The organism is Cohaesibacter gelatinilyticus, assembly GCF_900215605.1.
GTDB classification, from domain to species: Bacteria; Pseudomonadota; Alphaproteobacteria; order Rhizobiales; family Cohaesibacteraceae; genus Cohaesibacter; species Cohaesibacter gelatinilyticus.
Window position 1 is genome coordinate 1,671,784 of sequence record NZ_OBEL01000001.1, and the last position, 24,237, is coordinate 1,696,020.

Here is a 24,237-nt window from a genome sequence, read left to right on the forward strand (position 1 = left end):
ACATTTCAGCAACGATTTGAACCGCGATTGCGCACAATTAAGACAAAAAGCCCAAACAAAAGGCGCTGAAATCCGAAGCAATTCTTCAATATTCGTGAGACAGGCAAACTGCGGACTGCCATTCCCTTACATGATTGGGCTCACATCAAACGCCCATTCATGCGCCCAGAGCACCATGACAACATAAAACGCCAAACCAAGCACAATGGCATAGACATCATTGATCCAGCGTCCCTTCGGTACACTCACAAGTCCGGCTGCGATACGTTTCTTCAGAGAGATACGATAGGAAACAGCAAAGGCGAGGAAAAATCCAAAGACAACAATATCACCCAAGGTGCCATTGCCGATCAAATGTGCCAAAGCCCAAAGCTTCAGGCCAACGGATAGCGGCGAGGTAAGCTTTTCCTTGATCTTCCCAGCAAAAGGAGCCGCAAACACCAGAATGGATGCAATGATCATCAGGGTTGCCGCCAGATGACGGGTCCAGAAGGGCGGGTACCAGATAATCACCGGATCATTACGGCTTTCGAAATAGCCATAGACAATCAGGGCAACAGAACCAAGCGCGATCACTCCGTGCAAGGCGCGATATCCCGTCATGCCGATTTTATCTACAAAGCGATCTTTCAGATCAGGGAACTGCGGCACCAAATGAATGGCAAGAAACAGAATGATACCGAGAATTAGAAAGGTCATAGTCCTACCTCAACCGTAAAGACCAGATATGTTGGCAACGACTGCTCGACCCGGTCATAATTGACCCACAACGATTATCTGACCTAGCTATAGCAATCCAGAGCCGTTTGAACTTGTCCCAAGTCAATATCAGCCTGTTTTATGAGAAATATTCTCATGAATCCCCTTTCTCACAAAAGCGTGTTTTGTCACATCCGGGATAATACGGTATTATACCTACCATATAATTCGCTCTTGGCGAATTGTTCCAGACCTTGAAAACTGATGAAGATCAATCTTGTATTGCCCCTACAAGGTTGATCTTTTTTAGTCTTTCCTCCCCCCTCAGACCCGGCATCTACAAATTACCACTATGTAGGTCCTCTATTCCTGATTGTCTTTTTTGAAACAGATTGACGTCGCCTTCAAGACAGGCGATGCTTACCTTTGGGAAACCTAATTTTCCACCTTACATTTCTCCAGACGGCAACAACATATGTCGTGAATGAAATGACCAAATAATCGCGCACAAGACTTTGCGAAAGGATCGCCCAACCTCTCACTGTCCGAAGGGAGCCAACCATGCCTGTTCCACTCAAGATTGCACTGGATCTACTCGCGGATCATCGTATTGAGATAAAAAAGGATGCACATCTGACATCTTTGTCGCCATGCAGTGTCAAAAGGCTTGATTCCGACAATTCCAGAAGGTTGGTCCGCATGAACAATTTGCAAGGACGTGCCAAGGCAAAAGCGATCAGATTTCTCAATGAACAAGACCTATTGAGGATTGAAAGAGCATTTGATCGCATGGAAAACGGCAATTTCGGCTATTGCATCAAATGTGATGCCAAAATCCCTCTGACCCAACTGGAGCAGGATCCTGCCAAATCCCTTTGCCCGAACTGTGACGGCTCCCAAAACGAAGATTGAGCAAAGCCCCTTACATTTGTAGATTAACCCAAGTACACACTTTTTCGTGACTTTGTGCAACCACTGACCCAAAACTGCTATACTGATCTTATATTACAAAACTGCATATTGTTGGGAGGTTTACATCTATGCGGACCCTTATCAATTCTCTTGCACTTCATCTCCGCAAAGCAAAAAACACCATTACACCTATCGCCCTTTCCACCCTGCTTTCATGTGCATTGCTTCCCGCCGGCAGCACATACGCTACAGCGGGGAATGTACGCGTGAAAATTGACCTTTCCGAACAAAAAATGAAAGTGCTGATCAATGGCCGCACCCGTCATAGCTGGCCGGTTTCGACCGCAAGACGGGGATATAGAACACCGGTTGGCAATTATCGCCCCACCCGTATGCATCGCCGATATTTCTCAAAGAAATATAATGGCTCTCCCATGCCACATTCAATCTTCTTCTATGGCGGATATGCAATTCACGGAACCAATCAGATCAAACGCTTGGGACGTCCTGCCTCTCATGGCTGCATTCGCCTACATCCGAACAATGCACGCAAACTCTTTAAGCTCGTAAGAAATAACGGCCCGCGTAATACACGAATTACTATCCAACGCTAACAAGCAAAAAACCAACCTCGCTAATTGTTTTTTAACCATACCAGATAAAGAAGCGCCCTTTCATATGAAAGTGGCGCTTTATTTATGCGTATTCATATTTTGTTTACAGCAATGAGAAACAATTAGATAAAATTTGAAATAAGTTTTAAGCAAAAGGAGAATAGGGCATGCTGGATTTTATCGTGAAAGCTGCTTTTCTTCTTGTGCTTTTACATGGCTTAAGCTTGATGATGCGAAAAAAGTTCGTTCATCAAAAATCTGATACAGCCAGATAGATTTCAAATCAAAATAGAGCCTTTTGCCGATTTCCTCCCAAGGCATTCCAAGGCTCTTTTCAAGCGCGCAATCGCCGTTCCTCCCCGGCACTGCGCGCTTTTTTTGTAATATCAATCATCTCGACGCCTTAAACCAATTGATCATCCGTCAAGTTGCCAAGCCAATTATAAAGTGGCTGTAAATCATTCATTTTTTTTCCTAATCTGGAAACCAGGCCGGGCAAACTGGCATCATTCACATCCATATCGATCCAACCAGACAGGCCTTTATGCAGCAAAAGAGAGGCCCGTTGATGCTCAGCATCAAAACCTCGAGGAATACGTTTCAAGTCTGGTTCATGTATGCAACCACCGACTGCTTTCAATTCTTCGATTATGGATTGCAACTGTTCTCCTCGTCCGTCCAAAACCGCATTCCGATAAGCGGTCAGCACATCCTTGGCAAAAGCAAACTGACCACACCCCATAACCAGATGGTTCACCTCAAGACCAAAGAACCAAACGGGCCCTTCCTGGCAACGTTCCAGTGGCGAAAAAGAGATATGCAAATGCGTATTGTAAGGTGTCTTGTCCTTGGAGAAACGAAGATCACGATAGATACGGAAAATGCGAGATTGATGCACCAAACCGCTTCGCTCCCGAAGTAGCTCTTCGACATGACTGACAAATTCCTTAGCGGGTGCCTGAATGATATCCTGATAGCGCTTCTTGTTCTCGGCGAACCATACTTTGTCATTATTGGCCTTCAAGTCTGCCAAAAACCTCGCACTATCTTCCGGAAAAGCAAAGCTGGATTGATCCGATATCATAGTCTTCCCTCGCTCCTCATTATTTCGGCGGCAAATTGCCAACAAAACTCAAGCATAACGTTACCCAGCCGGCCAGCGCCTCATCATCGCACATCTCATCAGGTACAATGATGAAACCACCCATGCGACGTCCGCCATTATTCATGACAGAAGCATGAGGGCGGCTCAAAGCTTCACTTTCATTATCCTTGCCCACACGAAACAGAAAACTGGGCACCCCTTCCCGCGTTCGAAAGGCTCCGCCGATCATATTTCCATTGAGCAAAAAGCAAAGCGCGCCCATCATCCTTTTCTCGGAAACGTCGGGCAGCCCAAGCATGGCATTTCGAAATCGATCCGCAACCTCTTCATCATATGCCATGGCATTCCTCCGACTTGCAGCCTAACAAAAAGAAAGGCGCATTGCCTAGACAACGCACCTTTCAAAAATCTCTGATCAGGTAGCTAAAAGCTTATTCCCACTCAATGGTTCCGGGTGGTTTGGAAGTCACATCATAGACCACGCGATTGATGCCTTTGACCTCATTGATGATGCGGGTTGCTGCCTTGGACAGGAAGTCCATATCAAAATGATAGAAATCGGCAGTCATTCCATCGACAGACGTCACAGCACGCAAAGCACAGACAAATTCGTAGGTCCGGCCATCCCCCATAACACCAACGGTCTGAACCGGCAGCAGAACTGCAAATGCCTGCCAGATGGCATCATAAAGACCAGCTTTGCGGATCTCATCCAGATAGATCGCATCAGCTTGACGCAGGATATCCAGTTTCTCGCGAGAGATACCGCCGGGACAACGAATGGCAAGACCAGGTCCAGGGAATGGATGACGACCGACAAAGCTGTCTGGCAACCCAAGCTCGCGACCAAGTGCGCGAACCTCATCCTTGAACAGCTCGCGAAGTGGCTCAACCAGTTCCATATTCATTCGCTCTGGCAAACCACCCACATTGTGGTGAGATTTGATGGTAACCGAAGGTCCACCAGTGAAGGAAACAGACTCGATCACATCTGGGTAAAGCGTGCCTTGTGCCAGGAAGTCAGCGCCACCAATCTGATTGGCTTCATCTTCAAACACATCGATGAAGAGACCGCCAATGATCTTGCGTTTACGTTCAGGGTCGGTCTGACCTTCCAGAGCAGAAATAAAGATCTCGCTGGCGTCCACATGCACCAGCTTGATGTTGAAATGCTCGCGGAACAGACCAACGACCTGCTCGCTCTCATTTTGGCGCATAAGACCTGAATCAACATAGATGCAAGTCAGTTGATCACCGATAGCTTCATGAATGAGAACAGCGGTAACAGACGAATCGACACCACCAGACAGGCCACAAATCACCTTGCGATCACCAACCTGTGCGCGGATTTTGTCAATTGCCTGCTGACGGAACTGCGCCATGCTCCAGTCACCTGCACAACCACAAATGTGATGCACGAAGTTGGACAAAAGCTTGGAGCCATCTGGTGTATGCACCACTTCCGGATGGAACTGAACCGCATAGAAGTGACGGTCCTCATCTGCAATGGCAGCAAATGGCGCACCATCGGAGGTAGCAATCACATCGAAGCCGTCTGGAAGGGAAGCAACGCGATCACCATGGCTCATCCAAACCTGATGACGGGTTCCAACGTCCCAGACACCGGCAAAGAGTTCGCTCTTCTCCTTGATGTCGATATAAGCGCGGCCGAACTCACGATGATCGGAGCTTTCCACCACACCGCCCAGCTGAGCACACATGGTCTGCTCGCCATAGCAAATGCCAAGAACAGGGATACCAGCTTCAAACACCGCCTGAGGAGCCCGTGGCGAACCCATTTCGGTGGTTGATGCTGGACCACCAGAAAGAATGACGCCCTTTGGCTTCATCTCATGGAAGGCTTTTTCAGCGCTCTGAAAAGGAACAATCTCGGAATAAACACCAGCTTCGCGCACACGACGCGCAATCAGCTGGGTGACCTGCGAACCAAAATCAATAATAAGGATCTTATCTGCCATATGTCCCTTTACCCTTGCTGTATGAACCACCCCGACCAGCCCCATTGAAAGTCCGGCAGGGTGATCTCGTTAAAATAAGGTCTTAGGACGAAGCCTTGCAGAAGGCAATCACCCCAAAGCCGATTCCATGCCCCTCAAAGAAAAAATGCCGGGTTTTCCAACCCGGCATTTCCGTAATTCCAACAGTAAGGCACATAATGGCATCAAAATCACACAAACCGTTCCATGCATTTGCCTCCATCATCATCTGACAGATAGCTGCATATATCAGATGGATGTGGACGAGCGTCAGTCACCAACAAGATTTTACTCTGGGAAATAAAACCGGGATCCACCAGCATGGAATGATCTCGGCCCAAAGGCAGTCGATCTTCGGGGATAGCTTTGAAAATCCGTTCCCGTCCCAAACTTCTAAGACAGGGTCTTGAGCAACTGAGAAAGACGGATACGATCCTGAACATTCATACCTTTAAGAAATTCGCCTTCCAGTTCCATGACCTTCAGACCAATAGCAGCAGCGATGTCACGTCCCTTTTTGGTCGGCTTCAAGACAACCAGACGCTTGTCTTGCTTGTTCACATCGCGCTTGAGAAATTTACGATCAGTCAGACGCTTGGCAGCACGCGATACCGCAACGGTATCAAGCAAGGTCTTCGGTTCAACCTCACGCACAGAGACTGCTCCCTCGCGAGAAAGTGAAGCCAGAACTTGCCATTCGGCAAGGCTCATATCCCACTCATCAAGCAACACTTTGGAAATCCGACGAGATATGGACTGAGCTCCGGCAAGAATGCGATAGGGAAGGAAATTTTCAAGTGTAAAGGCCTCTTCAGCTGCCAAAGGTGCCAGTGAGGCCTTGTTTTTCTTCGCAGCCTTGATTGGCTTTTTGTCTTCTGGCTCAACAGTCTCAGGAGGTGCCATATCAGGCAAGCTGTCAAACATGGAAACCTGAAAGGCATCATCCAGCTTCGCCATCACTTCATTTCCCTTGTAATGTTCCAGAAAGAAAGATAATCCGATTCTGCAATCGCTGACAATCAGCGACCACCCGAATAAATTCTACATATGAGTTTCATAGATCCAAAAAGAAAAAAACTCAATTCATTGGAATTGAGTTTTTCACAAAGCATTGTTTATGTGAACTATTCTATTCGGGTCTACGTTCTAAAACACAGAAAAAGAAGCCGTCAGTATCCGTAGATCCCGGAGTTAGCGTAACACTCATCATATCTGATGACCATGGTTTGGGTGAATCAAATCCATACATATCCTGCCAAACCTCACCGGCAGAAACCAATTCATAGTCTGGATTGTTTTCAATGAAACGATATATTTGCTCTTCGTTTTCTTCAGGTAGAACAGAGCAGGTGATATAGACCAGATAACCACCGGGACGGACAAATTCACGCGCTTGTGCCAATGCCAACTGCTGCTCTTCCACGCGTTTGGCAAGTTGATCCTCGGTCAACTTCCATTTGGTTTCCGGACGGCGACGCCAAGTACCGGTACCAGTACAAGGCGCATCAACAATCACACGATCCATACGTCCAATCAGATCATTCAATGCCCCATCATTCGGCGTACGGGTTTGCGCATTGCGAACCCCTGCCCGCGTCAGTCGATCAACAATGGGTGCAAGGCGGGAGGCATCTGCATCATAGGCATAGATCTGACCTTTATTTTCCATTTGCGCCGCCATAGCGAGTGTCTTGCCACCGCCACCGGCACAAAAGTCGAGAATCTGCTCGCCCTTTTGCGGAAAGATCAAGCGGGAAACCACTTGACTGCCCTGATCCTGAATTTCATACAGACCTTTACGGAAAGCAGGATCACCTTGGATGTTAGGCTGACGAGACGCTCCCCGCCCTGCAGGAAAACGCAAACAATCCTGCGCCAACTTGACACGTTGCGGATTGAAACGGCTTAGTTCCTTCTCAACCTTCTCAATCGAGCCCTTCAGACTATTCACACGAATATCAACCGGGGGACGTTGTGCAAAAGCCTTGGCTTCCAGCAAAGCGTCATCCTCAAAGCTTTCGAGGAAAGCGGGCGCCACCCACTCCGGGATATCCCCTTTCACCCAGAAAGGGGCATCTTTCATGGAAGCAGCATTGATTGCGGCAATCTCCGCTTCACTCAAGGCATCAGGAGAATGATTGTCATCCGCAAAGGTCGCCATCAGTTTGTCAGCATTCTCACCCCAATCAAAAGCCATGGTTCCCAAAACCAAAGCACGCGGCGTTTCTGCCTCCATTTTCCATGCATGAGAAGAGCGGCGACGCAGAGCATCATAAACAATATTGCCAATAGCAGAACGATCCCCGGATCCAGCGAAGCGATGAGACCGCCCCCAATCCTTCAAAGCCTCCCCTACAGGACGCTTGCGTTCCTCAACCTCGGTCAAAACCTCAATTGCCGCCTGAATTCGCCCGCCAAGTTTCATGTTTCAATCCCATTCATCAATCACACGTCCGCTCGAACGCATTTGTTGCACGGCTGATAGCATGAAATAGCGTCTGAGACTCAAGCAGATTTTTCGTTTCTTTTGAAAAAGGCACGGTTTAACACCGAAAACACCCATTTGATGGCCATAACGATCAGGTTTTCAGCCATATCAATCACAACAACCTGGAAGTTCAATCCTAATGAACAGAGTGCAAGCGATGATCTTTGATCTTCAGAATACCGCTAGTAATGATAACTGGGGCCAGATCGCAATCTATGACACCGATCTGAATCCCCCGGATAGTCCAAGAGATCCCTGCCTACAGGGTTATCGAGAAGAAAAAATCCCGGCCAATTTACAAAACTGACCGGGATCGACAATTCAAAACCAATTTTCAGCCAGCCTAGCTGACGCCGCCATAGTTCGGGCTCTCACGAGTGATGGTCACGTCATGGGCGTGACTTTCACGCAAGGAGGCAGAGGAAATACGCACAAATTTGGCACGAGTGCGGAAATCTTCCAGTGTTGCAGAACCGGTATATCCCATGGCAGCACGAAGCCCGCCTGCAAGCTGGTGCAGAACCGCAGAAACAGGACCTTTATACGGCACCTGGCCTTCGACACCTTCGGGCACCAATTTCAGTTTATCACGCACTTCAGCCTGAAAATAACGATCGGCAGACCCACGTGCCATGGCACCAACGGAACCCATACCACGATAGGATTTGAAGGAACGGCCCTGATAGAGATAAACTTCGCCCGGACTTTCATCGGTCCCAGCCAGCAACGAGCCAACCATGGCAACACGTGCACCCCCAGCAAGAGCTTTCGCCAGATCACCAGAGAATTTGATACCACCATCGGCAATCACCGGAATCCCAGCCTTTTCGCCTTCTTCCGCGCAATCCATAACTGCAGTGAGCTGCGGAACACCAACACCAGCAACGATACGAGTTGTACAGATGGAGCCTGGACCAATCCCGACCTTCACCGCATCAACACCAGCATCGATCAACGCCTTGGTCGCGTCACGGGTAGCAACGTTGCCAGCCACAAGCTGAATTGCACTATTTGCTTTTTTGATGCGAGAGACGACATCCAGAACAGCCTGAGAATGACCATGCGCAGTATCAACAACCAGCAAGTCAACCTCGGCATCAATCAGAGCCATTGCTTGCTCAAAACCAGCATCACCCACAGAACAGGCAGCAGCTGCACGTAAACGGCCTTGCGCATCTTTACACGCATTGGGGTTGAGACGGGATTTCTCGATATCCTTCACAGTGATCAGACCAGTACAGCGATATTTGTCATCCACCACAAGAAGCTTCTCGATGCGATGCTGGTGCAAAAGGCGCTTGGCCTCTTCTTGAGAAACCTGCTCTGTAACAGTTACCAGGTTATCGCGGGTCATCAATTCATAGACACGCTGATCCGGGTCTTGTGCGAAGCGCAAATCACGATGAGTCAGAATACCAACCAGACGGCCACCTTTTTCACCATCCTTGGTTCCCTCGACAACCGGCACCCCGGAGAAACCATGTTCCTTGGTCAGCGCTTTTGCTTCAGCAACGGTGAAATCAGGTGTAATGGTCAGAGGATTGACCACCATGCCACTTTCAAATTTCTTGACCTGCCGAACCTGTTCGGCCTGCTCAGCAACGGACAGGTTCTTATGGATCACACCCATGCCCCCTGCCTGTGCCATGGCAATGGCCATGCGCGCCTCGGATACTGTGTCCATGGCTGAAGAAAGAATTGGCAGACTAAGCTCAATTTCCTTGGTCACATTGGTGGAAATATTCACCTCACCTGGCATCACAGTCGAATGATCAGGTTGCAACAAAACATCATCAAATGTCAGAGCTTCGCGGCCGGTGGAGGGTTCAAGAATCGTGGCCATGCCAACTACCTCAAGAGTTTGGTTTGGAGGCTTCAAAAGGAGAGCCGAAACAAACACGGTGCCAAAAGGATACAAAAAACCGACCCGTTCCCTGCTTCAGATAATACAAACAGGCCCGGGACGATTCAGGGTATTTTTATTAGAAGTTGACGCTGGTGACTACCATGGTTGTCCGCCGTTGCATAGAGCCTTTATTGTCCTCATAACCACTTTTTTTGCTGCCGTTTCAGCATCATCCAGACAATATCGGTTCATTCTTCATAGGCATTGATGTCACGTTGATGAAGATCAAGGCTCATACCTGCAAGAATTCTAGGCTGATTGGTAGCATAGGCACCCTCCCCCATGATGTGCTAAAAGTCATGCCAAACCAGATCAGCATTGATGCATGGCAAGATGCTGTACCCGACGGAGAAATCATGAGCAACCATTCCCCCCACTCTTGCTGCTCTGCCTGCGACAGGGAAGATGTCGAAAAATTGCCCCTGACCGACTTGAATGAAGCCCTGGAGCGCATGGCAAATCTGGTCCAGCCTCTAAACCAGGCCAAGAAGTTGCAACTGGGAAAAACATTAGGACGTATTTTGGCAGAAGACGTCAAAAGCGCCATTCCTCTACCTGTCAGCAACAATTCCGCCGTTGACGGATATGCAGTAAGGCTGAATGCCATGCAGGGCGAACCACCCTATTCCCTGCCGATCACCGGACGTGTCGCTGCTGGAGACAATCCAGAAAAGATTGCTCCTGATAGCGTCTGCATCCGTATCCTCACCGGAGCAAGTCTGCCCGATTGGGCTGATGCGGTTATCATGCAGGAAGACACCACTCTATCTGAAGATGAAAACCAAGCATCCTTTCCGTTCATTCCCGAGAAAAATGCCAATATCCGCTTCTCAGGCGAAGATGTTCCCAAAGGCTCCGTGATAATCGAGAAAGGTGCAAAGATCGATACGCGCCATATCGCCATCGCTGCTGCATCTGGATTGGCAGAACTTACCGTTACTCGCCCTATTCGTGTCGCCTTGCTTGCAACCGGCTCTGAACTCAATCAGCCGGGTGCACCGCTTCCTCCCGGCGGCATCTACGATTCCAACACGCCAATGCTGGTCGCACTGCTTAGCCAACCCCATATCGATTTGACCTTGCATCGTCCGGTCAAAGACGACTTTGAAACCATCCAAAGCTCAATTGCATCACTGGCAGAAGATCACGATCTGCTGCTGACATCGGGCGGGATGAGCGTCAGTGATGAAGATTATATCCGCCGTGCGGTAGCCGCTGAAGCAGGCAATTTTGAAGTCAAGAAAATCCGCCTGAAACCAGGAAAACCACTTGGTTTTGGCCGGATCAAGGACTGTATTTTCGTTGGCCTGCCCGGCAACCCTTATGCCGCCTTGGTGGGATATTTGCTTTTCGCACAGGCAGCACTTTCCCATATCGCTGGAATGGCAAATCACCCACAACCACTCAAAGGCCAAGCCGCCTTTTCTACCGCAAAAGGCGGCAAGCGACTGGAATTCGTTCCTGTCAGGATCATCGGTGAAAGTCCGGACGGCTTGCCAAAACTTGAAAAAATCGGCCGAGGAGGCTCAGCCCGCCTACGTCCCCTGATCAATGCAGATGGACTGGCTGCTCTTCCCATTTCTGCTGAAGGCGTCAGAGAAGCTGATCTTCTGGACTTCTATCCTTTCCATAGCGCCTTTGAGCTTTGATATCATTGTCAAAACAACAAAAAACCTTCCGAACCATCCGTTCGGAAGGTTTTTTGTATCTGCACTGCGACAAACTCAATCAGGCGGCAGCATGCGTCAACTTGAAGATGAATTCTGCATAGGTACGTGCATGAGTGCTGACAACAGAGCTCAAATGCTCAGAAGAGGCTTCAAGCCCTTCCTTTCGATTGGCGGGTTTTTGTTCAATCGCAACCAATTGTCTGTATAGCGGTTCAATCGTTGATGTAATTAAGTCACGGTTTGGACAACGACGACTGGAATGATAACCAATCACGCCTCCATCCGCCCCAAATGTAGGGGTCACATGGGCAAAAACCCAATAAAAACCACCAGATTTGGTTGCATTTTTCACATACGCAAAGACTTCATTACCGGCATCCAAGGTGTCCCATAGTAACTTGAATACTGCCCGCGGCATATCTTCATGGCGTATTAGATTATGTGGCTCACCCATTAGTTCTTTTAGTTCGTAGCCTGCAATATTGCAAAAAGATCGATTTGCGTATGTAATGCGCCCCTTCAAATCAGTTTTAGATATGATGACTTCACCTGGATCAAAAAATACTTCATCGCCCATAATGGCAAAACTCTCCTCCAGAAAATAAAAAGACGCCCGCCACCCTGATACAATAAATATTTTAAAAACCAAATTGACTTTCGACAAAAATAACAGACAAGAATATATTGAATATTATGTTAGAAATATATAACTAACAAATTCCAATTCGGAATTATTACTTCAATACTTATTATATTAAAAAATAAGCATTAATACTTGCGCCAATTTAGCACATCCGGGCATGACCTTAATCAATCCATCCCTCTGTCATATTTGGCATGACAGGCTGGATAAGCCAGATGTCTCAAATCAAGAGAATCAAAATCGAGTCATTGGCTCGTCAGAACTGGCCCAGAACCGGCAGCTGAACCGGAACAGGATGGAGACAGAGCATGACCAACATGACCGCCCGGCGCTTGCCCTCTTATGTTGCTCACATGACAAAATTCCTGCCCCTTGCACCACTGGAGCGCCTGATTTCGAAGACAGCAGACCGGGTTGCCAAGGAGCATCCGGAATTCTTTGATCGTTTGGACGAATATGCCGACAAATCCTATGTCATCGTCCCGACGGATCTGGATTGGATAGCAGGCTTGTCCTTTCAAAATGAACATGTCCAATTGCGCCTATCCCGCTCTCTGAATGCCTTTCCAAACCGAGATGTCTTGGTCAAGGCACCTATTCTCTCGCTGCTCAACTTGTTGGATGGCGAAGAAGATGGCGATGCCCTGTTCTTTTCCCGTGATCTGAGCATTGAGGGTGATACCGAAGCAGTCCTAGCACTGCGCAACGCTTTGGATGATGCCGAGATCGACTTCCTCTATCAGATTGCCCAGCTGACAGGTCCATTCAGCCGCCCGGTAGAAAATGGGGCGAAGACCCTCATGAACCATTTGCGAAGAAAAAAAGCATCCCCCGACAATTCCATGGATAGCATGGGTGAGATGCACGGCCCCTATCCTTCCTGACCGCCAGATAAGAGACCGAAATGCCAGACCAGATTGTAAAACCGATGGAATTGGTTTGCCCAGCAGGCACACCAGCGGCCCTGCGCACAGCAGTTGATGCGGGAGCAGACACGGTGTATTGCGGCTTTCGCAATGAGACCAATGCAAGAAACTTCCCCGGCTTGAACTTTTCACTAAAGGAACTCCAGCGCGGCATTCAATACGCTTCCGATCACGCTTCCAATGTTCTGGTGGCTATCAATACTTTTGCGCAGGCGGGAAAGACTGATCTATGGAAAAAGTCTATTGATGATGTTGCCCAATCGGGTGCCCATGCCGTCATCCTCGCCGATCTTGGCATGCTTGATTATGCAGCTCGTACCCATCCGGATCTACGCTTGCATCTCTCGGTTCAGGCAGCCGCAGCCAATGCGGACATGGTCAATTATTATGCAAGAGAGTTTGGCGTGAAACGCGTTGTCCTGCCTCGCGTACTGACAGTCCAGGAAATCTCGACCATAAATACCGAGATTAGCTGCGAGACAGAAGTCTTCATATTTGGTGGCCTTTGCGTCATGGCCGAGGGACGTTGTGCCCTTTCATCCTACTGTACTGGTAAAAGCCCGAATATGAACGGGGTTTGCTCTCCTCCTGGCGATGTCAGCTATGAAGAGCATTCCGACCATTTGGAAAGCTCGCTATCCGGTATCACCATCAATCAATATCCAAAAGGCGAAGCTGCTGCCTATCCAACCCTTTGCAAGGGACGTTTCGAGTCTGGCGGTGTCACCGGATATGTGTTCGAAGACCCGGTTAGCCTCAACGCCGCTCATCTGCTTCCAGCTTTGCAGAAGGCAGGCGTCACCGCCTTGAAGATTGAAGGCCGCCAGCGCGGCAAAGCCTATATGGCGCAAGTGGTTTCAAGCTTTCGCAAAGCAGTCGATGCCCTTGCAAGCGGTGAGAATGTACCACTGGAAAATCTGCTCGCCCCTCTGACTGAGGGACAGAAGAGCACCAAAGGCTCCTATCAGAAAACATGGCGATAACAAAAAGCGGGCCCAAACTCATGAACAACAAACCAGAATTGACCCTCGGTCCCTGTCTTTTCAATTGGCCAGAAGCAATGTGGCGCGATTTCTATTTCCGCATGGCCGACGAGAGCGATTTTGATCTCATCTATATTGGCGAACCGGTCTGTTCCAAACGCCTGCCATTTCGCGATTCCGTCCTACCAGATATTCTGGAGCGCATGGAGTCCGCTGGTAAAAAGGTCGTTCTCTCGACCCTTGCGCTGGTCACTACAAAACCGGAGCGCAAGACGTTGTCTGGCCAATGCGACCAGGACGAATGGATGGTCGAAGCCAACGATCTGACCGCCTTGGCCTTTCTAAAGGGTCGCAAGCATGTCATCGGTCCCTATATCAATCTCTATAATGAAGACAGCATCGAAGCCTTGAGCAAGCGGGGTGCCACTCGCTTTGTTCTCCCGACAGAGCTTTCTGCAGAAACCGCATCCAAACTGATCAAGGCTGCGCCAGATCCCGTTTACGAACTGCAAGTCTTTGGCCGTTTGCCACTGGCTCTATCTGCCCGCTGCTATCATGCCCGACTAAACAAGCTGTCCAAGGATAGCTGCCGCTTCGTTTGCGATCAGGATCTGGATGGACGTGATGTCAACAGTCTCACCGGTCAGCCATTCCTCGCCGTCAATGGTATTCAAACCATGTCTTATGGCAGTCAGCTCTTGCTTGAGGAGTTACCTGACCTTGCAAAGATGGGTATAGGTGCCTTCCGCCTGTCCCCTCATACCGGAGACATGATTGCAGTTGCCAAAATCTTCCGCTCACTATTGGCCGGAGAGGTAGAGGCGATTGAAGCCCACAAAGCCATGGAGAAAGAGATGCCAAGTCATCACTTCATCAATGGATTTGTCCATGGTCAGGCCGGTATGAAGCAGGTTGCCGAATCCCTGGCAGTCTAAAAAGCGAATTCCAAACAATAAAAAACGGGCACCAGATCATCTGGTACCCGTTAGCCATAAACATGCATGGAGCTCTCCACTTGCATCAAGCCTGATTGCCTCATCTTCCAAGAAGCAGTCGCTCTTCTTGAAATGATGATCAAGTCTGCTTCTTCCGTCTTTTTCAAGCACCCAAAGACAGGAAACAGAACAAACAGGCTTAGTGCATACGGATCCATTCACGGGCTTCGCGCTGCGCGCGGGATACTTCGCATGGAGACATTTCGTTGGTCAGTTCCTTGCGGCGGATCATGGCTTCGCGATTGCCTTTCATGGCGGCCAGATTAAACCACTTATGTGCAGCTACCAGATCTGGCTCACCATCATTGCCAATCGCATGGGACAGACCAAGCTGAAAGAAAATTTCCCCGTTGGCGTCAACACCTACACCATTCATGTCAGAAGACTGAAACTCAAGACGTGCCATTTGTCTTACCTCATCTATACTCGTCGCCCACTCACGGGCCTTGTTTGATCGGATCTAGCGTCCGGTTGATGAGGTCATCATGGTGCAACTTTTTGAAAAGCTCGTAAAAAACAATGGTTAGCACAATGACAACAAAATCTTTCACGAGCGTAAATTTAAAACTCCGCTAACCTTGACTTTGGCAGATTTCCGCTAATTCCTCTTCCAAAACCGACATATTTTTAAAGATCAAAGTAAGATTTGGTAAACCATGCAAAAGATTTTCCTCAAAGGATCGGAAAGCTTAATAGTTCCAATTTTATCAAAAATGCACATCAATACAGTAACGATGCCTTCAGAACGTAAGAAGACCCGCAAGATATACACCTTACGGGTCTTCCTTATCTCAATTCAGCAAAGTGATCGATATCAGCTGGCACGCTGATTGAACAGAACGGCCTGCGCATCCTTATTCGTCGCCAAATCCAGGCGTTCTCGCTCTTCAGCACCGACCGCGAGGCCTTTTTGAACGGCTTCACGCGCATTCAGAGCTTCAAACCAACGCTTCACGTTAGGGAACTCATCCAGATTGATACCCTGGCGCTCATGCGGACGCGCCCAACCGATCATTGCCATGTCAGCGATAGAATAATCACCAGCCACGTAATCCTTACCTTCGAGCGCTTTGTTCAGCACACCATAAAGGCGATGGGTTTCGTCACGATAGCGCTTGATCGCATAATCGATCTTCTCTGGAGCATAGACGGCGAAATGATGGTTCTGACCAAGCATCGGGCCAAAGCCGCCCATCTGCCACATCAGCCATTGCTCCACCTCAACCCGGCCGCGCTCGTCAGCTGGCAGGAATTTGTCAAACTTGCGGGCCAGATATTGCATGATGGCACCGGACTCAAAAATGGAGATCGGCTTTCCATCAGGTCCTTCCGGATCAATGATGGCTGGCATTCTGTTATTTGGGGCAATACTCAAGAAATCTGGTTGGAACTGATCACCAGCACCAATATTGATATAATGAACATTGTAGGGAACGCCCAGTTCTTCCAGCATGATGGAAATTTTCCAGCCGTTTGGAGTTGGCCAATAGAAAAGCTCAATAGGTTTGGTTTGTTCAATCATAGGTGCCTCGGGGTTGAATAGAGATGTGCAATCAATGCTCGAAGAACTATTTAAGACCATGTGGTCAAATTTAAAGTCCCTCATACGCATTTTTGTTAATTGCAAACTAGCGAATATAGAATTCCATGTGAAGGCCCAATCAAAGTCCTTGGGAAAAGGGGGTAATATCATTCCTAATCTGCAGCTTGCGTTCCGAACTTTGCCGGCGAGACAATCTCCAGCATTTCACAATCAGCAGAGAAATCTCTCAACTCATGGACAATACCGGGGCGCTGATAGACGCAATCGCCAACTTCCAGCACACACTCCCCTTTATCTTCATACCAGAACTTCGCCCAGCCCTTGAGCATATAGACCATCTGGAATTCCAGTTGATGAGTATGTTTGCCACCCGGCTTATCAATCAGTTCTTCTGCACGGATCACATGCGCTGCAAAATCACCATTTGTTGCTTCTTTGATGCCAAGATCACGATAGGAAAAGAAAGCCCGTAAACCTTCTTTGACAAAATCTGCCTCTTTTGCCTTATGCAGTCCGAATTTATGATCGGCCATGTTTTACCTCCACCCCACGCCCCAAACAAGCATACAGCCGCTCGCTTGAAAAGAAAGGCACAAACATTGGGATATGGATCAGAGCTTCATCTTGTAGCCAACATGACTGGCTTCAAAGCCAAGCTGATCATAGAAGCGCTGACCATCATCCCGCGTCCTGTTGGTCGTTAGTTGAAACAGACGACAGCCGTCTGCGCGGGCTTTCTCAATTGCCCAGTCAAACATCCTGGTGCCCATCCCCTGCCCACGCAAATCGGCATGCACACGCACAGCCTCAATCTCTGCTCGCTTGCAGGCTCCTAAAGACAGTCCTTGCATATAGATAAGTTGAAAAGTCCCAGCGACAGGCAATGCATCCGTCTCGACAACATAAAGATTGTTGGTCGCCTCAACATCCATCGCATCAAAGGCAGCATAATAGCGCTCCAGATCAGACGCATCCTCACGCCCCTTTCCCAACATATCGTCAGCCAACAAGGCAACGATTGCAGGCACGTCTTCGCGACGCGCCAAGCGTATTCTGAGATCGCTCATGATCAAATCCATATGATATGTAAGTCAGTCGAGAAAGAAAGAAGGAGAACTCACGTTAGCCTCGTTTGCAGGGCAAATCAAACACCACATGAATATGCTCGTCATGGCGTACCCAGGAGCGTTTTCTGGAAAACCGCAATATCGAGCTTAAGTCTGCACCTTCTGATGTCCTGAACAGAAATTGTTGAAGCTCTGGAGCAAAAATAACCAATTGCACAGGGGCACCCGCTATTGCTGCCTGCTTCCGCAGCTCGTGCAGAAACACTGCGAGCCCGGCAAAATCTATGTCATAGACAGAGCTTCTACCCTTCGCATCAAACTCAAAATTATAGCCAAGCTTGTTAAAGAGAGAACTGGGAAAGAAGTCAGATTTTCCTGATCGCTTATCGATGACAGGTACAAAGAAATCAACCGCTTCACCATTGCGATGCGTAACATGCGGCCATAACTTCCCTCCCCAGGGCCAGCTGATCTCACCAAAAGTAAATTTCAGATCTGGATGACTGGTAGAGAGGGCTTGATAAGTCGCAAGAACAATATCGCGCACCTTGGTATGAGCGTTGGCTCGTCCAATCAACCAGCCAGGAAATGAGTATGCGCGGAAGTTTTCCCCGCTAAACGGAAGATGAATCCCATAAGCCAACCGGCCAGATTTCACCGATCCAAAACACTGGCTTTGTCCCTGATTGGGCTGAGTAACCAGCCATACAGCGTAGGAACGAAGTGATGGAAAGCATGCAATCAAGGCAACGAGAGCAATAACAATCGCCACCAGAAAAAACTTCAAAATTCTCATAAAATCTGCAGAGTTAAAATAGACACATGCATAGACTACAAACAAAAACGGCGCGGTTAAGACCGCGCCGTGAATTCTTGAAAGCTGGAATTAGAGGCCCAGCTTTTCTTTCAGGATCTGGTTCACCGCTTGCGGGTTTGCCTTACCTTGCGATGCTTTCATCACCTGACCGACGAACCAACCAATCAGACCCGGCTTGTCTTTTACCTTTTCGACTTGATCCGGATTGTTTGCGATGATCTCATCAATGATCGCTTCAATTGCACCGGTGTCGGTTACCTGCTTCATGCCTTTTTCTTCGACAATCTTGGCTGGGTCACCACCCTCGGTCCAAACGATCTCGAACAGATCCTTGGCGATCTTGCCGGAGATGTCACCAGCCTTGATCAGATCAACGATGGAACCAAGTTGATCAGCAGAGATCGGGCTGTCATCCAGATCCAGACCTTCCTTGTTCAGACGACCAAACAATTCATTGATCACCCAGTTCGCAGCCAGTTTCGGGTCGCGACCTTTGGCAACGGCTTCGAAATAGTCGGCAGAACGACGGGAAGCAACCAGAACCGACGCATCATATGGCTTCAAGCCGAACTCCGAGATGAAACGCTCGCGCTTGTCATCCGGTAATTCAGGCAGATCAACACGCAAGGCATCGACATAAGCATCGTCGAATTCCAAGGGCAGCAAATCAGGATCGGGGAAATAGCGATAATCATGTGCTTCTTCCTTGGACCGCATCGAGCGGGTTTCGCCTTTCTTTGGATCATAGAGGCGAGTTTCCTGATCGATGGAACCACCATCTTCCAGAATGGCAATCTGACGCCGTGCTTCAAATTCGATCGCCTGACCGATGAAGCGGATCGAGTTCATGTTTTTGAGCTCGCAACGTGTACCAAGCTCATCACCGGGACGGCGAACAGAGACATTCACATCGGCGCGCATGGATCCTTGATCCATATTGCCATCAGAGGTACCGAGATAACGCAAAATAGTACGCATCTTGGTCATATAAGCTTTTGCTTCTTCTGAAGTGCGGATGTCGGGCTTGGAGACAATCTCCATCAAAGCGACACCAGAGCGGTTCAAATCCACGAAAGACATTGTTGGATGCTGATCATGCATGGATTTACCAGCATCCTGCTCCAGATGAAGCCGCTCTACGCCAATCTCAACCCGCTCACCATCCAGCATATCCAGAACAACCACGCCCTCGCCCACAATCGGGTCCTTGAACTGGGAAATCTGATAGCCCTGCGGCAGATCGGGATAGAAATAGTTTTTACGATCAAATACAGAGCGATTATTGATTTGGGCTCTCAAACCCAAACCCGTACGGATCGCCTGTCTTACGCACTCTTCGTTGATCACAGGCAGCATGCCAGGCATCGCTGCATCAACGAAAGACACGTGGTTATTGGCTTCGCCACCGAACTCGGTGGAGGAACCAGAGAAAAGCTTTGCTTCAGAAGCAACCTGTGCATGGACTTCCATGCCCACAACGATTTCCCAATCGCCAGTTGCCCCTTTAATCAGCTTGCTGCGAGACGCTTCAGCCATAATTTCGTCCTCAGCTTGGCAAGGTGGTCAGATAGCCAACCCTGCTCTTAAACATAGAGTGGCCTGCGCCACTTATTCCTTATCACCCGCAAGACGGGCCGCAATGGCCTCTTCTTCCCAAGCGATATTGACCTCGATGAGATCTTCCCAAAATTGCATGTAAAGATCAGGGGCCAGTTCACGCTCTTCCAAACGCTCCAGAACCTTGTCCAAAACAGCCTTCACCCGCTCTTCGATACGTGCCTGTGACGGATGGGTCTTGATTTCTGCCATCCGCCGCACATAGGAATCGCGTTTGGCGAACAGATCGACCAGCTGGGCATCCAGTTCGTCAATCGCCTCACGAATATGGGCTTTTTCTGTACAATCTTTTGGCTCACGCATTGTGATCAGCCCCTGTTACCTTCACCACCATTTGGTCGGCGCATCCATGATGCCAGCCGCGTCTTCCAGCACACCAGCCGTGCGGAACAAGGTCTCTTCGTCAAAGGCCTTACCAATCAACTGCAAGCCAAGTGGCAAACCGTTGGAAGACTGGCCAGCCGGAACAGAAATACCAGGAAGACCCGCCATGTTCACGGTCACGGTGAAGATATCATTGAGATAGTTCTCAACCGGATCAGTGACTTTTCTGTTCAGCTCAAAAGCAGCTGATGGAGTTGCCGGAGTCAGTATGGTGTCCACCCCTTCAAAGGCTTTCTCAAAGTCCTGCTTGATCAGGGTGCGGATTTTCTGAGCACGCAGATAGTAGGCGTCATAATAGCCAGCAGACAGCACATAGGTGCCGATCAAAATACGGCGTTTGACTTCGTCACCAAAGCCTTCCGCACGGGTCTTCTCATACATGTCGACGATATCTTCGCCGGGAACACGCAGGCCATATTTCACGCCATCATAACGCGCCAGGTTGGAAGACGCTTCCGCCGGTGCCACGATATAGTAAGCAGGCAAAGCATATTTGGTCATCGGCAGAGAGATCTCGACAATCTCAGCACCTGCAGCTTTCAGCCAGTCGATGCCCTGCTGCCAAAGCTTCTCGATTTCTTCTGGCATATTGTCAACGCGATATTCCTTTGGAATACCAACGCGCATACCTTTGATGTCACCGGTCAGAGCCGCTTCATAATCCGGTACAGGCAGATCAACGGACGTCGTATCCTTCTTATCTACGCTAGCCATGCTCTTCAGCATGATCGCCGCATCACGAACAGTACGTGTGATCGGGCCAGCCTGATCAAGAGAAGACGCAAAGGCAATCATGCCCCAGCGAGAACAACGCCCATAGGTTGGCTTGATACCAACCGTACCGGTAAAGGCAGCTGGCTGACGAATGGAACCACCAGTATCAGAGGCAGTCGCACCAGCACAGATACGAGCGGCAACAGCAGCAGCCGAACCACCGGAAGATCCTCCAGGCACCCGGTCAATCTCTTCACCATTCGCACGCCAAGGGTTTTTCACTGCGCCATAATAGCTGGTCTCATTGGCAGAGCCCATGGCGAACTCATCCATATTGAGTTTGCCCAACATCACAGCACCATCATCCCATAGGTTTTGGGTCACGGTGGATTCATATTCCGGCGCAAAGCCATCAAGAATATGAGAACATGCATGGGAACCAATACCCTTGGTGCAGTAAAGATCCTTCACACCAAGCGGAATACCTTCCAGATTACCGGCCCCACCCTTAGCAAGGCGCTCATCGGAGGCTTTGGCCATCTCAAGCGCTTTTTCCGGGGTCTTGGTGATATAAGCATTCAAGTCACCAGCTGCATCGACAGCGCTGATATAAGCCTCGGTCAGCTCGGTTGCGGTAAATTCTTTTTTGCTCAAGCCCTCCCGGGCCTCCGCAATGGTCAAAGCCGTGAGATCTGTCACGCGGCTATCCTCTTCTGAAATTATGGAGCTTGCAATCCTTGTGAGCCACCGAACGTAGCCAATTCCAAAGCCCATCTACAAAACCAATTCAGTTCCAGCCCTATCAACCCAGATTCAGTCGGGGACAGGGCAATAAAGGAGTGATCTACTCGATCACCTTTGGAACCATGAAATAATTGTCTTCAGATGCCGGCGCATTACTGGTCACAATATCAGCATAGCCACCATCAGAGATCACATCACTGCGCTTGCGCATTTCCTGTGACACAACAGCGGTCATCGGGGTCACTCCCTCTACATCCACTTCATTGAGCAGCTCGACCCAATCGAGAATGGAGTTCAGCTCGCCTTTCAGGCTTTCCGCCTCGTCATCTGTTACAGCAACGCGCGCCAGACGGGCCACACGTTTAACCGTATCCTTGTCAATGGACATGAATGATCAAACCTTCCAGAAAATCGGACAGGATATAGTCGATCTATATCGCCTTTTATTCCCTCACGGGGATATCTCAAAGCCTATAGCACTTGATAAGATTCAAGCGCAACTCCCTGCAAGCTCTATTGCCGCCAATGCCTGTATTTTCCCCATTTGCTCATGAAAAGACCATCATCAAGCACAATCATCCAATCCCCAACCAGGCCAGAAAACTTTCCTTGCCATTTCTTCCTCACATGATAGAGGAAAGCAGCATTTTCCCGTCGCACAGCTCAAAGGAGCCATCATGGCCCGCAAAAAGAAGAAAAAGCCACCAATGGATGTCTCCCTTCAGGTCCTGTCGGAAGGCATGAAATATGGCCAACGCCTGATCGGGTTGGATTTGGGCACCAAAACCATTGGCGTGGCCTTGAGCGATGGTGGACTGATGATTGCAAGCCCGATGGAAACCATTCGGCGCAAGAAATTCACGCAAGATGCAGAAGCCTTGCTGGATATCATCGAAAAGAACAGTGTCACAGGCATCGTACTTGGCATGCCCTACAATATGGATGGCAGCGAAGGTCCACGCTCTCAGGCCACACGAGACTTTGCACTCACTTTTCGCGAAAAATGCCCTTTGCCGGTGACTTTCTGGGATGAACGCCTATCAACAGTAGCGGTCACCCGCACATTGCTGGATGCGGACACCTCTCGTGCCCGTCGTGACGAAGTGGTTGATAAAATGGCAGCTTCCTACATCCTTCAAGGGGCATTGGACCGCATCAAACAAGGTTTTGAAGACGAGAGTTCACCCGATTTCTTCGAGCAAGAGAGCAATGATGGTGAAAGTTAGGCTGGGATAGCCTTACAAAATCAGCCAGAGAACGATAAGCAGCAGGATTGGAATCAACAGCAACATAGTTTGTCCTCAAACCTCCATGCATTTCCGGGATAGTAACGGATACCTGGATGCGCTATCGTCTAACCTCTCATCCTCTTTGAATGAAGAGGACATATCTTCACACCTCTTCCTCCAGCCCTACCATGCCGACCCCATCTCCATGCGGGCATCGACATTACAATTTTGAGAAAACCACATGTATCTGGTTGTCGAAGCCCTTATCCCTACCTTTTTCCTCGTCGGCCTGGGCCTCTATATTCGCCGTTCGGGATTCGTACCACAAGACCAGTGGGAAGGTCTGGAATCACTTTCATATTGGCTCTTTTTCCCGGCTCTGATCTTCAACGTACTGATCAACGCCAATCTAAAGAATGTACCATTGGGCGGTATGACAGCCACACTTGCACTGACGGTTATTGCAGCAGCAGTGCTGCTGCTAGCACTTGCTCCAGTCTTCAAAAATACATTGAGGATAGATGGTTCTTCTTATACCTCCATCTATCAGGGTGTTTTGCGCTGGAATGGCTTTATTGCTCTTTCCGTCGTTCAAAAGCTATATGGTGCAGATGCCATGGCACTGGTTGCCATTGCAATGGCCGCAATGATCCCGCTTATCAATGTCATAGTGGTTGGAATTCTTGCAATCTTCGCCTCCAGCTCCAAGCCAAGTCTTGGAAGCGTCTTGATCAATATCTTCAAGAATCCACTAATTTGGGCATCCATTCTGGGGCTTTTGGTCAATATGGCAGAAATCTCTCTTTGGGATCCACTCAAAACGACAATTGAAGTAACCGCGCGCGCTGGTCTTGCAACCGGCCTACTGATTGTCGGAGCTGGCCTGCGCCTGCGTGATACATTCCCGCCAAACAAGGATATCTGGATCGGGACGTCGTTGCGTTTGCTCGGCATGCCGATGATCGCCATCGGCTTTGGGCTTTTCTTTGGCCTGTCAGGAGAAGTATTGGAAGTCGCAGTGATCTGCACCGCAGTACCAACGGCAATGAGCGGCTATGTGTTGGCCAAGAAAATGGGAGGCAATGCGCCGCTGTTAGCAGCAATTGTCACCATGCAGACCTTCCTGTCAGCCGCAACCATTCCGTTACTTCTGGCCTTTGTCAAATGATTGCATCCATTGATCA

Annotated in this window: 25 protein-coding genes; 8 read left to right on the forward strand and 17 right to left on the reverse strand. The window is 49.1% G+C overall.

Annotation, left to right across the window (positions count from 1 at the left end):
* Positions 1–126 precede the first annotated feature (126 nt).
* Positions 127–699, reverse strand: a complete 573-nt coding sequence (locus CRO57_RS07395; RefSeq protein ID WP_097152647.1) for an NnrU family protein — start codon at positions 697–699, stop codon at positions 127–129.
* Positions 700–1,260: 561 nt separating this feature from the next.
* Here CRO57_RS07395 and CRO57_RS07400 point away from each other — a divergent pair.
* Complete coding sequence (locus CRO57_RS07400) at positions 1,261–1,611, forward strand: TraR/DksA family transcriptional regulator (protein WP_097152648.1); 351 nt, start codon at positions 1,261–1,263, stop codon at positions 1,609–1,611.
* Positions 1,612–1,739: 128 nt separating this feature from the next.
* Positions 1,740–2,225 carry a L,D-transpeptidase gene (locus tag CRO57_RS07405; protein WP_097152649.1) on the forward strand — a complete coding sequence of 162 codons (486 nt, stop codon included), beginning with the start codon at positions 1,740–1,742 and terminating at the stop codon, positions 2,223–2,225.
* A gap of 403 nt (positions 2,226–2,628) precedes the next feature.
* Here CRO57_RS07405 and CRO57_RS07410 read toward each other — a convergent pair whose 3' ends face one another.
* The 6 genes from CRO57_RS07410 to guaB all read right to left on the reverse strand — a co-directional run bounded on the left by CRO57_RS07410 (position 2,629) and on the right by guaB (position 9,658).
* Positions 2,629–3,309: a DUF2461 domain-containing protein gene (locus tag CRO57_RS07410; protein WP_097152650.1), complete on the reverse strand. Its 681-nt coding sequence runs from the start codon at positions 3,307–3,309 to the stop codon at positions 2,629–2,631.
* 19 nt (positions 3,310–3,328) lie between these two features.
* Positions 3,329–3,670, reverse strand: coding sequence for a TfoX/Sxy family protein (locus tag CRO57_RS07415; protein WP_097152651.1), 342 nt, complete (start codon positions 3,668–3,670; stop codon positions 3,329–3,331).
* A gap of 91 nt (positions 3,671–3,761) precedes the next feature.
* The gene (gene guaA / locus CRO57_RS07420) at positions 3,762–5,309 is read right to left on the reverse strand and encodes a glutamine-hydrolyzing GMP synthase (RefSeq protein WP_097152652.1); all 1,548 of its coding nucleotides are present in this window, start codon (positions 5,307–5,309) and stop codon (positions 3,762–3,764) included.
* A 411-nt stretch (positions 5,310–5,720) separates the two neighbouring features.
* The gene (locus CRO57_RS07425) at positions 5,721–6,284 is read right to left on the reverse strand and encodes a MarR family winged helix-turn-helix transcriptional regulator (RefSeq protein ID WP_097152653.1); all 564 of its coding nucleotides are present in this window, start codon (positions 6,282–6,284) and stop codon (positions 5,721–5,723) included.
* Positions 6,285–6,456: 172 nt separating this feature from the next.
* Positions 6,457–7,752 carry an RsmB/NOP family class I SAM-dependent RNA methyltransferase gene (locus CRO57_RS07430; protein ID WP_097152654.1) on the reverse strand — a complete coding sequence of 432 codons (1,296 nt, stop codon included), beginning with the start codon at positions 7,750–7,752 and terminating at the stop codon, positions 6,457–6,459.
* A 406-nt stretch (positions 7,753–8,158) separates the two neighbouring features.
* A complete protein-coding gene (gene guaB, locus CRO57_RS07435; RefSeq protein WP_097152655.1) occupies positions 8,159–9,658 on the reverse strand; it encodes an IMP dehydrogenase in 1,500 nt (499 codons plus the stop codon).
* A 419-nt stretch (positions 9,659–10,077) separates the two neighbouring features.
* On the opposite strand from guaB, the gene CRO57_RS07440 reads away from it, so the two are divergent.
* Positions 10,078–11,370, forward strand: a complete 1,293-nt coding sequence (locus CRO57_RS07440; protein WP_170955985.1) for a molybdopterin molybdotransferase MoeA — start codon at positions 10,078–10,080, stop codon at positions 11,368–11,370.
* 79 nt (positions 11,371–11,449) lie between these two features.
* On the opposite strand, the gene CRO57_RS07445 is transcribed toward CRO57_RS07440, so the two are convergent.
* Entirely contained in the window at positions 11,450–11,968 is a 519-nt protein-coding gene (locus CRO57_RS07445; protein ID WP_097152657.1) for a PAS domain-containing protein, read from the reverse strand.
* Positions 11,969–12,342: 374 nt separating this feature from the next.
* On the opposite strand from CRO57_RS07445, the gene ubiT reads away from it, so the two are divergent.
* The 3 genes from ubiT to ubiV are packed head-to-tail and all read left to right on the forward strand — an operon-like array spanning position 12,343 to position 14,878.
* Positions 12,343–12,918, forward strand: a complete 576-nt coding sequence (ubiT, locus tag CRO57_RS07450; RefSeq protein WP_097152658.1) for a ubiquinone anaerobic biosynthesis accessory factor UbiT — start codon at positions 12,343–12,345, stop codon at positions 12,916–12,918.
* Between the two features lie 44 nt (positions 12,919–12,962).
* A complete protein-coding gene (gene ubiU / locus CRO57_RS07455) occupies positions 12,963–13,943 on the forward strand; it encodes a ubiquinone anaerobic biosynthesis protein UbiU (RefSeq protein ID WP_097153273.1) in 981 nt (326 codons plus the stop codon).
* A 20-nt stretch (positions 13,944–13,963) separates the two neighbouring features.
* Entirely contained in the window at positions 13,964–14,878 is a 915-nt protein-coding gene (ubiV, locus tag CRO57_RS07460; protein WP_097153274.1) for a ubiquinone anaerobic biosynthesis protein UbiV, read from the forward strand.
* Between the two features lie 199 nt (positions 14,879–15,077).
* Here the strand turns inward: ubiV and CRO57_RS07465 are convergent, their stop codons facing one another.
* From CRO57_RS07465 to gatC, 9 genes are all read right to left on the reverse strand, one after another.
* Positions 15,078–15,344, reverse strand: a complete 267-nt coding sequence (locus CRO57_RS07465; protein WP_170955986.1) for an SEL1-like repeat protein — start codon at positions 15,342–15,344, stop codon at positions 15,078–15,080.
* A gap of 408 nt (positions 15,345–15,752) precedes the next feature.
* Positions 15,753–16,460, reverse strand: a complete 708-nt coding sequence (locus CRO57_RS07470; protein ID WP_097152659.1) for a glutathione S-transferase family protein — start codon at positions 16,458–16,460, stop codon at positions 15,753–15,755.
* A 173-nt stretch (positions 16,461–16,633) separates the two neighbouring features.
* Positions 16,634–17,014: a cupin domain-containing protein gene (locus CRO57_RS07475; protein WP_097152660.1), complete on the reverse strand. Its 381-nt coding sequence runs from the start codon at positions 17,012–17,014 to the stop codon at positions 16,634–16,636.
* Positions 17,015–17,092: 78 nt separating this feature from the next.
* Positions 17,093–17,548, reverse strand: a complete 456-nt coding sequence (locus CRO57_RS07480) for a GNAT family N-acetyltransferase (RefSeq protein WP_097153276.1) — start codon at positions 17,546–17,548, stop codon at positions 17,093–17,095.
* Positions 17,549–17,603: 55 nt separating this feature from the next.
* On the reverse strand, positions 17,604–18,344 hold the full coding sequence (locus tag CRO57_RS07485) for a replication initiation protein (protein WP_097152661.1): 741 nt from the start codon (positions 18,342–18,344) through the stop codon (positions 17,604–17,606).
* Between the two features lie 90 nt (positions 18,345–18,434).
* Complete coding sequence (gene gatB, locus CRO57_RS07490) at positions 18,435–19,901, reverse strand: Asp-tRNA(Asn)/Glu-tRNA(Gln) amidotransferase subunit GatB (protein ID WP_097152662.1); 1,467 nt, start codon at positions 19,899–19,901, stop codon at positions 18,435–18,437.
* A 72-nt stretch (positions 19,902–19,973) separates the two neighbouring features.
* Complete coding sequence (locus CRO57_RS07495; protein ID WP_097152663.1) at positions 19,974–20,285, reverse strand: chorismate mutase; 312 nt, start codon at positions 20,283–20,285, stop codon at positions 19,974–19,976.
* 21 nt (positions 20,286–20,306) lie between these two features.
* Positions 20,307–21,779, reverse strand: coding sequence for an Asp-tRNA(Asn)/Glu-tRNA(Gln) amidotransferase subunit GatA (gene gatA, locus CRO57_RS07500; RefSeq protein ID WP_097153277.1), 1,473 nt, complete (start codon positions 21,777–21,779; stop codon positions 20,307–20,309).
* 145 nt (positions 21,780–21,924) lie between these two features.
* Positions 21,925–22,212, reverse strand: coding sequence for an Asp-tRNA(Asn)/Glu-tRNA(Gln) amidotransferase subunit GatC (gatC, locus tag CRO57_RS07505; RefSeq protein WP_097152664.1), 288 nt, complete (start codon positions 22,210–22,212; stop codon positions 21,925–21,927).
* A gap of 319 nt (positions 22,213–22,531) precedes the next feature.
* Here gatC and ruvX point away from each other — a divergent pair, with 319 nt between their 5' ends.
* Both ruvX and CRO57_RS07515 read left to right on the forward strand, forming a co-directional pair.
* Positions 22,532–23,050, forward strand: coding sequence for a Holliday junction resolvase RuvX (gene ruvX, locus CRO57_RS07510; protein WP_097153278.1), 519 nt, complete (start codon positions 22,532–22,534; stop codon positions 23,048–23,050).
* A 244-nt stretch (positions 23,051–23,294) separates the two neighbouring features.
* Entirely contained in the window at positions 23,295–24,221 is a 927-nt protein-coding gene (locus CRO57_RS07515) for an AEC family transporter (protein WP_097152665.1), read from the forward strand.
* The last annotated feature ends 16 nt before the right edge of the window (positions 24,222–24,237 follow it).

What these genes read in the sequence shown, in the direction of transcription:
- CRO57_RS07395 (WP_097152647.1), bottom strand. Translation starts at nt 699, where the DNA reads ATGACCTTTCTAATTCTCGGTATCATTCTGTTTCTTGCCATTCATTTG.
- CRO57_RS07400 (WP_097152648.1), top strand. Translation starts at nt 1,261, where the DNA reads ATGCCTGTTCCACTCAAGATTGCACTGGATCTACTCGCGGATCATCGT.
- CRO57_RS07405 (WP_097152649.1), top strand. Translation starts at nt 1,740, where the DNA reads ATGCGGACCCTTATCAATTCTCTTGCACTTCATCTCCGCAAAGCAAAA.
- CRO57_RS07410 (WP_097152650.1), bottom strand. Translation starts at nt 3,309, where the DNA reads ATGATATCGGATCAATCCAGCTTTGCTTTTCCGGAAGATAGTGCGAGG.
- CRO57_RS07415 (WP_097152651.1), bottom strand. Translation starts at nt 3,670, where the DNA reads ATGGCATATGATGAAGAGGTTGCGGATCGATTTCGAAATGCCATGCTT.
- guaA (WP_097152652.1), bottom strand. Translation starts at nt 5,309, where the DNA reads ATGGCAGATAAGATCCTTATTATTGATTTTGGTTCGCAGGTCACCCAG.
- CRO57_RS07425 (WP_097152653.1), bottom strand. Translation starts at nt 6,284, where the DNA reads ATGGCGAAGCTGGATGATGCCTTTCAGGTTTCCATGTTTGACAGCTTG.
- CRO57_RS07430 (WP_097152654.1), bottom strand. Translation starts at nt 7,752, where the DNA reads ATGAAACTTGGCGGGCGAATTCAGGCGGCAATTGAGGTTTTGACCGAG.
- guaB (WP_097152655.1), bottom strand. Translation starts at nt 9,658, where the DNA reads ATGGCCACGATTCTTGAACCCTCCACCGGCCGCGAAGCTCTGACATTT.
- CRO57_RS07440 (WP_170955985.1), top strand. Translation starts at nt 10,078, where the DNA reads ATGAGCAACCATTCCCCCCACTCTTGCTGCTCTGCCTGCGACAGGGAA.
- CRO57_RS07445 (WP_097152657.1), bottom strand. Translation starts at nt 11,968, where the DNA reads ATGGGCGATGAAGTATTTTTTGATCCAGGTGAAGTCATCATATCTAAA.
- ubiT (WP_097152658.1), top strand. Translation starts at nt 12,343, where the DNA reads ATGACCAACATGACCGCCCGGCGCTTGCCCTCTTATGTTGCTCACATG.
- ubiU (WP_097153273.1), top strand. Translation starts at nt 12,963, where the DNA reads ATGGAATTGGTTTGCCCAGCAGGCACACCAGCGGCCCTGCGCACAGCA.
- ubiV (WP_097153274.1), top strand. Translation starts at nt 13,964, where the DNA reads ATGAACAACAAACCAGAATTGACCCTCGGTCCCTGTCTTTTCAATTGG.
- CRO57_RS07465 (WP_170955986.1), bottom strand. Translation starts at nt 15,344, where the DNA reads ATGGCACGTCTTGAGTTTCAGTCTTCTGACATGAATGGTGTAGGTGTT.
- CRO57_RS07470 (WP_097152659.1), bottom strand. Translation starts at nt 16,460, where the DNA reads ATGATTGAACAAACCAAACCTATTGAGCTTTTCTATTGGCCAACTCCA.
- CRO57_RS07475 (WP_097152660.1), bottom strand. Translation starts at nt 17,014, where the DNA reads ATGGCCGATCATAAATTCGGACTGCATAAGGCAAAAGAGGCAGATTTT.
- CRO57_RS07480 (WP_097153276.1), bottom strand. Translation starts at nt 17,548, where the DNA reads ATGAGCGATCTCAGAATACGCTTGGCGCGTCGCGAAGACGTGCCTGCA.
- CRO57_RS07485 (WP_097152661.1), bottom strand. Translation starts at nt 18,344, where the DNA reads ATGAGAATTTTGAAGTTTTTTCTGGTGGCGATTGTTATTGCTCTCGTT.
- gatB (WP_097152662.1), bottom strand. Translation starts at nt 19,901, where the DNA reads ATGGCTGAAGCGTCTCGCAGCAAGCTGATTAAAGGGGCAACTGGCGAT.
- CRO57_RS07495 (WP_097152663.1), bottom strand. Translation starts at nt 20,285, where the DNA reads ATGCGTGAGCCAAAAGATTGTACAGAAAAAGCCCATATTCGTGAGGCG.
- gatC (WP_097152664.1), bottom strand. Translation starts at nt 22,212, where the DNA reads ATGTCCATTGACAAGGATACGGTTAAACGTGTGGCCCGTCTGGCGCGC.
- ruvX (WP_097153278.1), top strand. Translation starts at nt 22,532, where the DNA reads ATGGATGTCTCCCTTCAGGTCCTGTCGGAAGGCATGAAATATGGCCAA.
- CRO57_RS07515 (WP_097152665.1), top strand. Translation starts at nt 23,295, where the DNA reads ATGTATCTGGTTGTCGAAGCCCTTATCCCTACCTTTTTCCTCGTCGGC.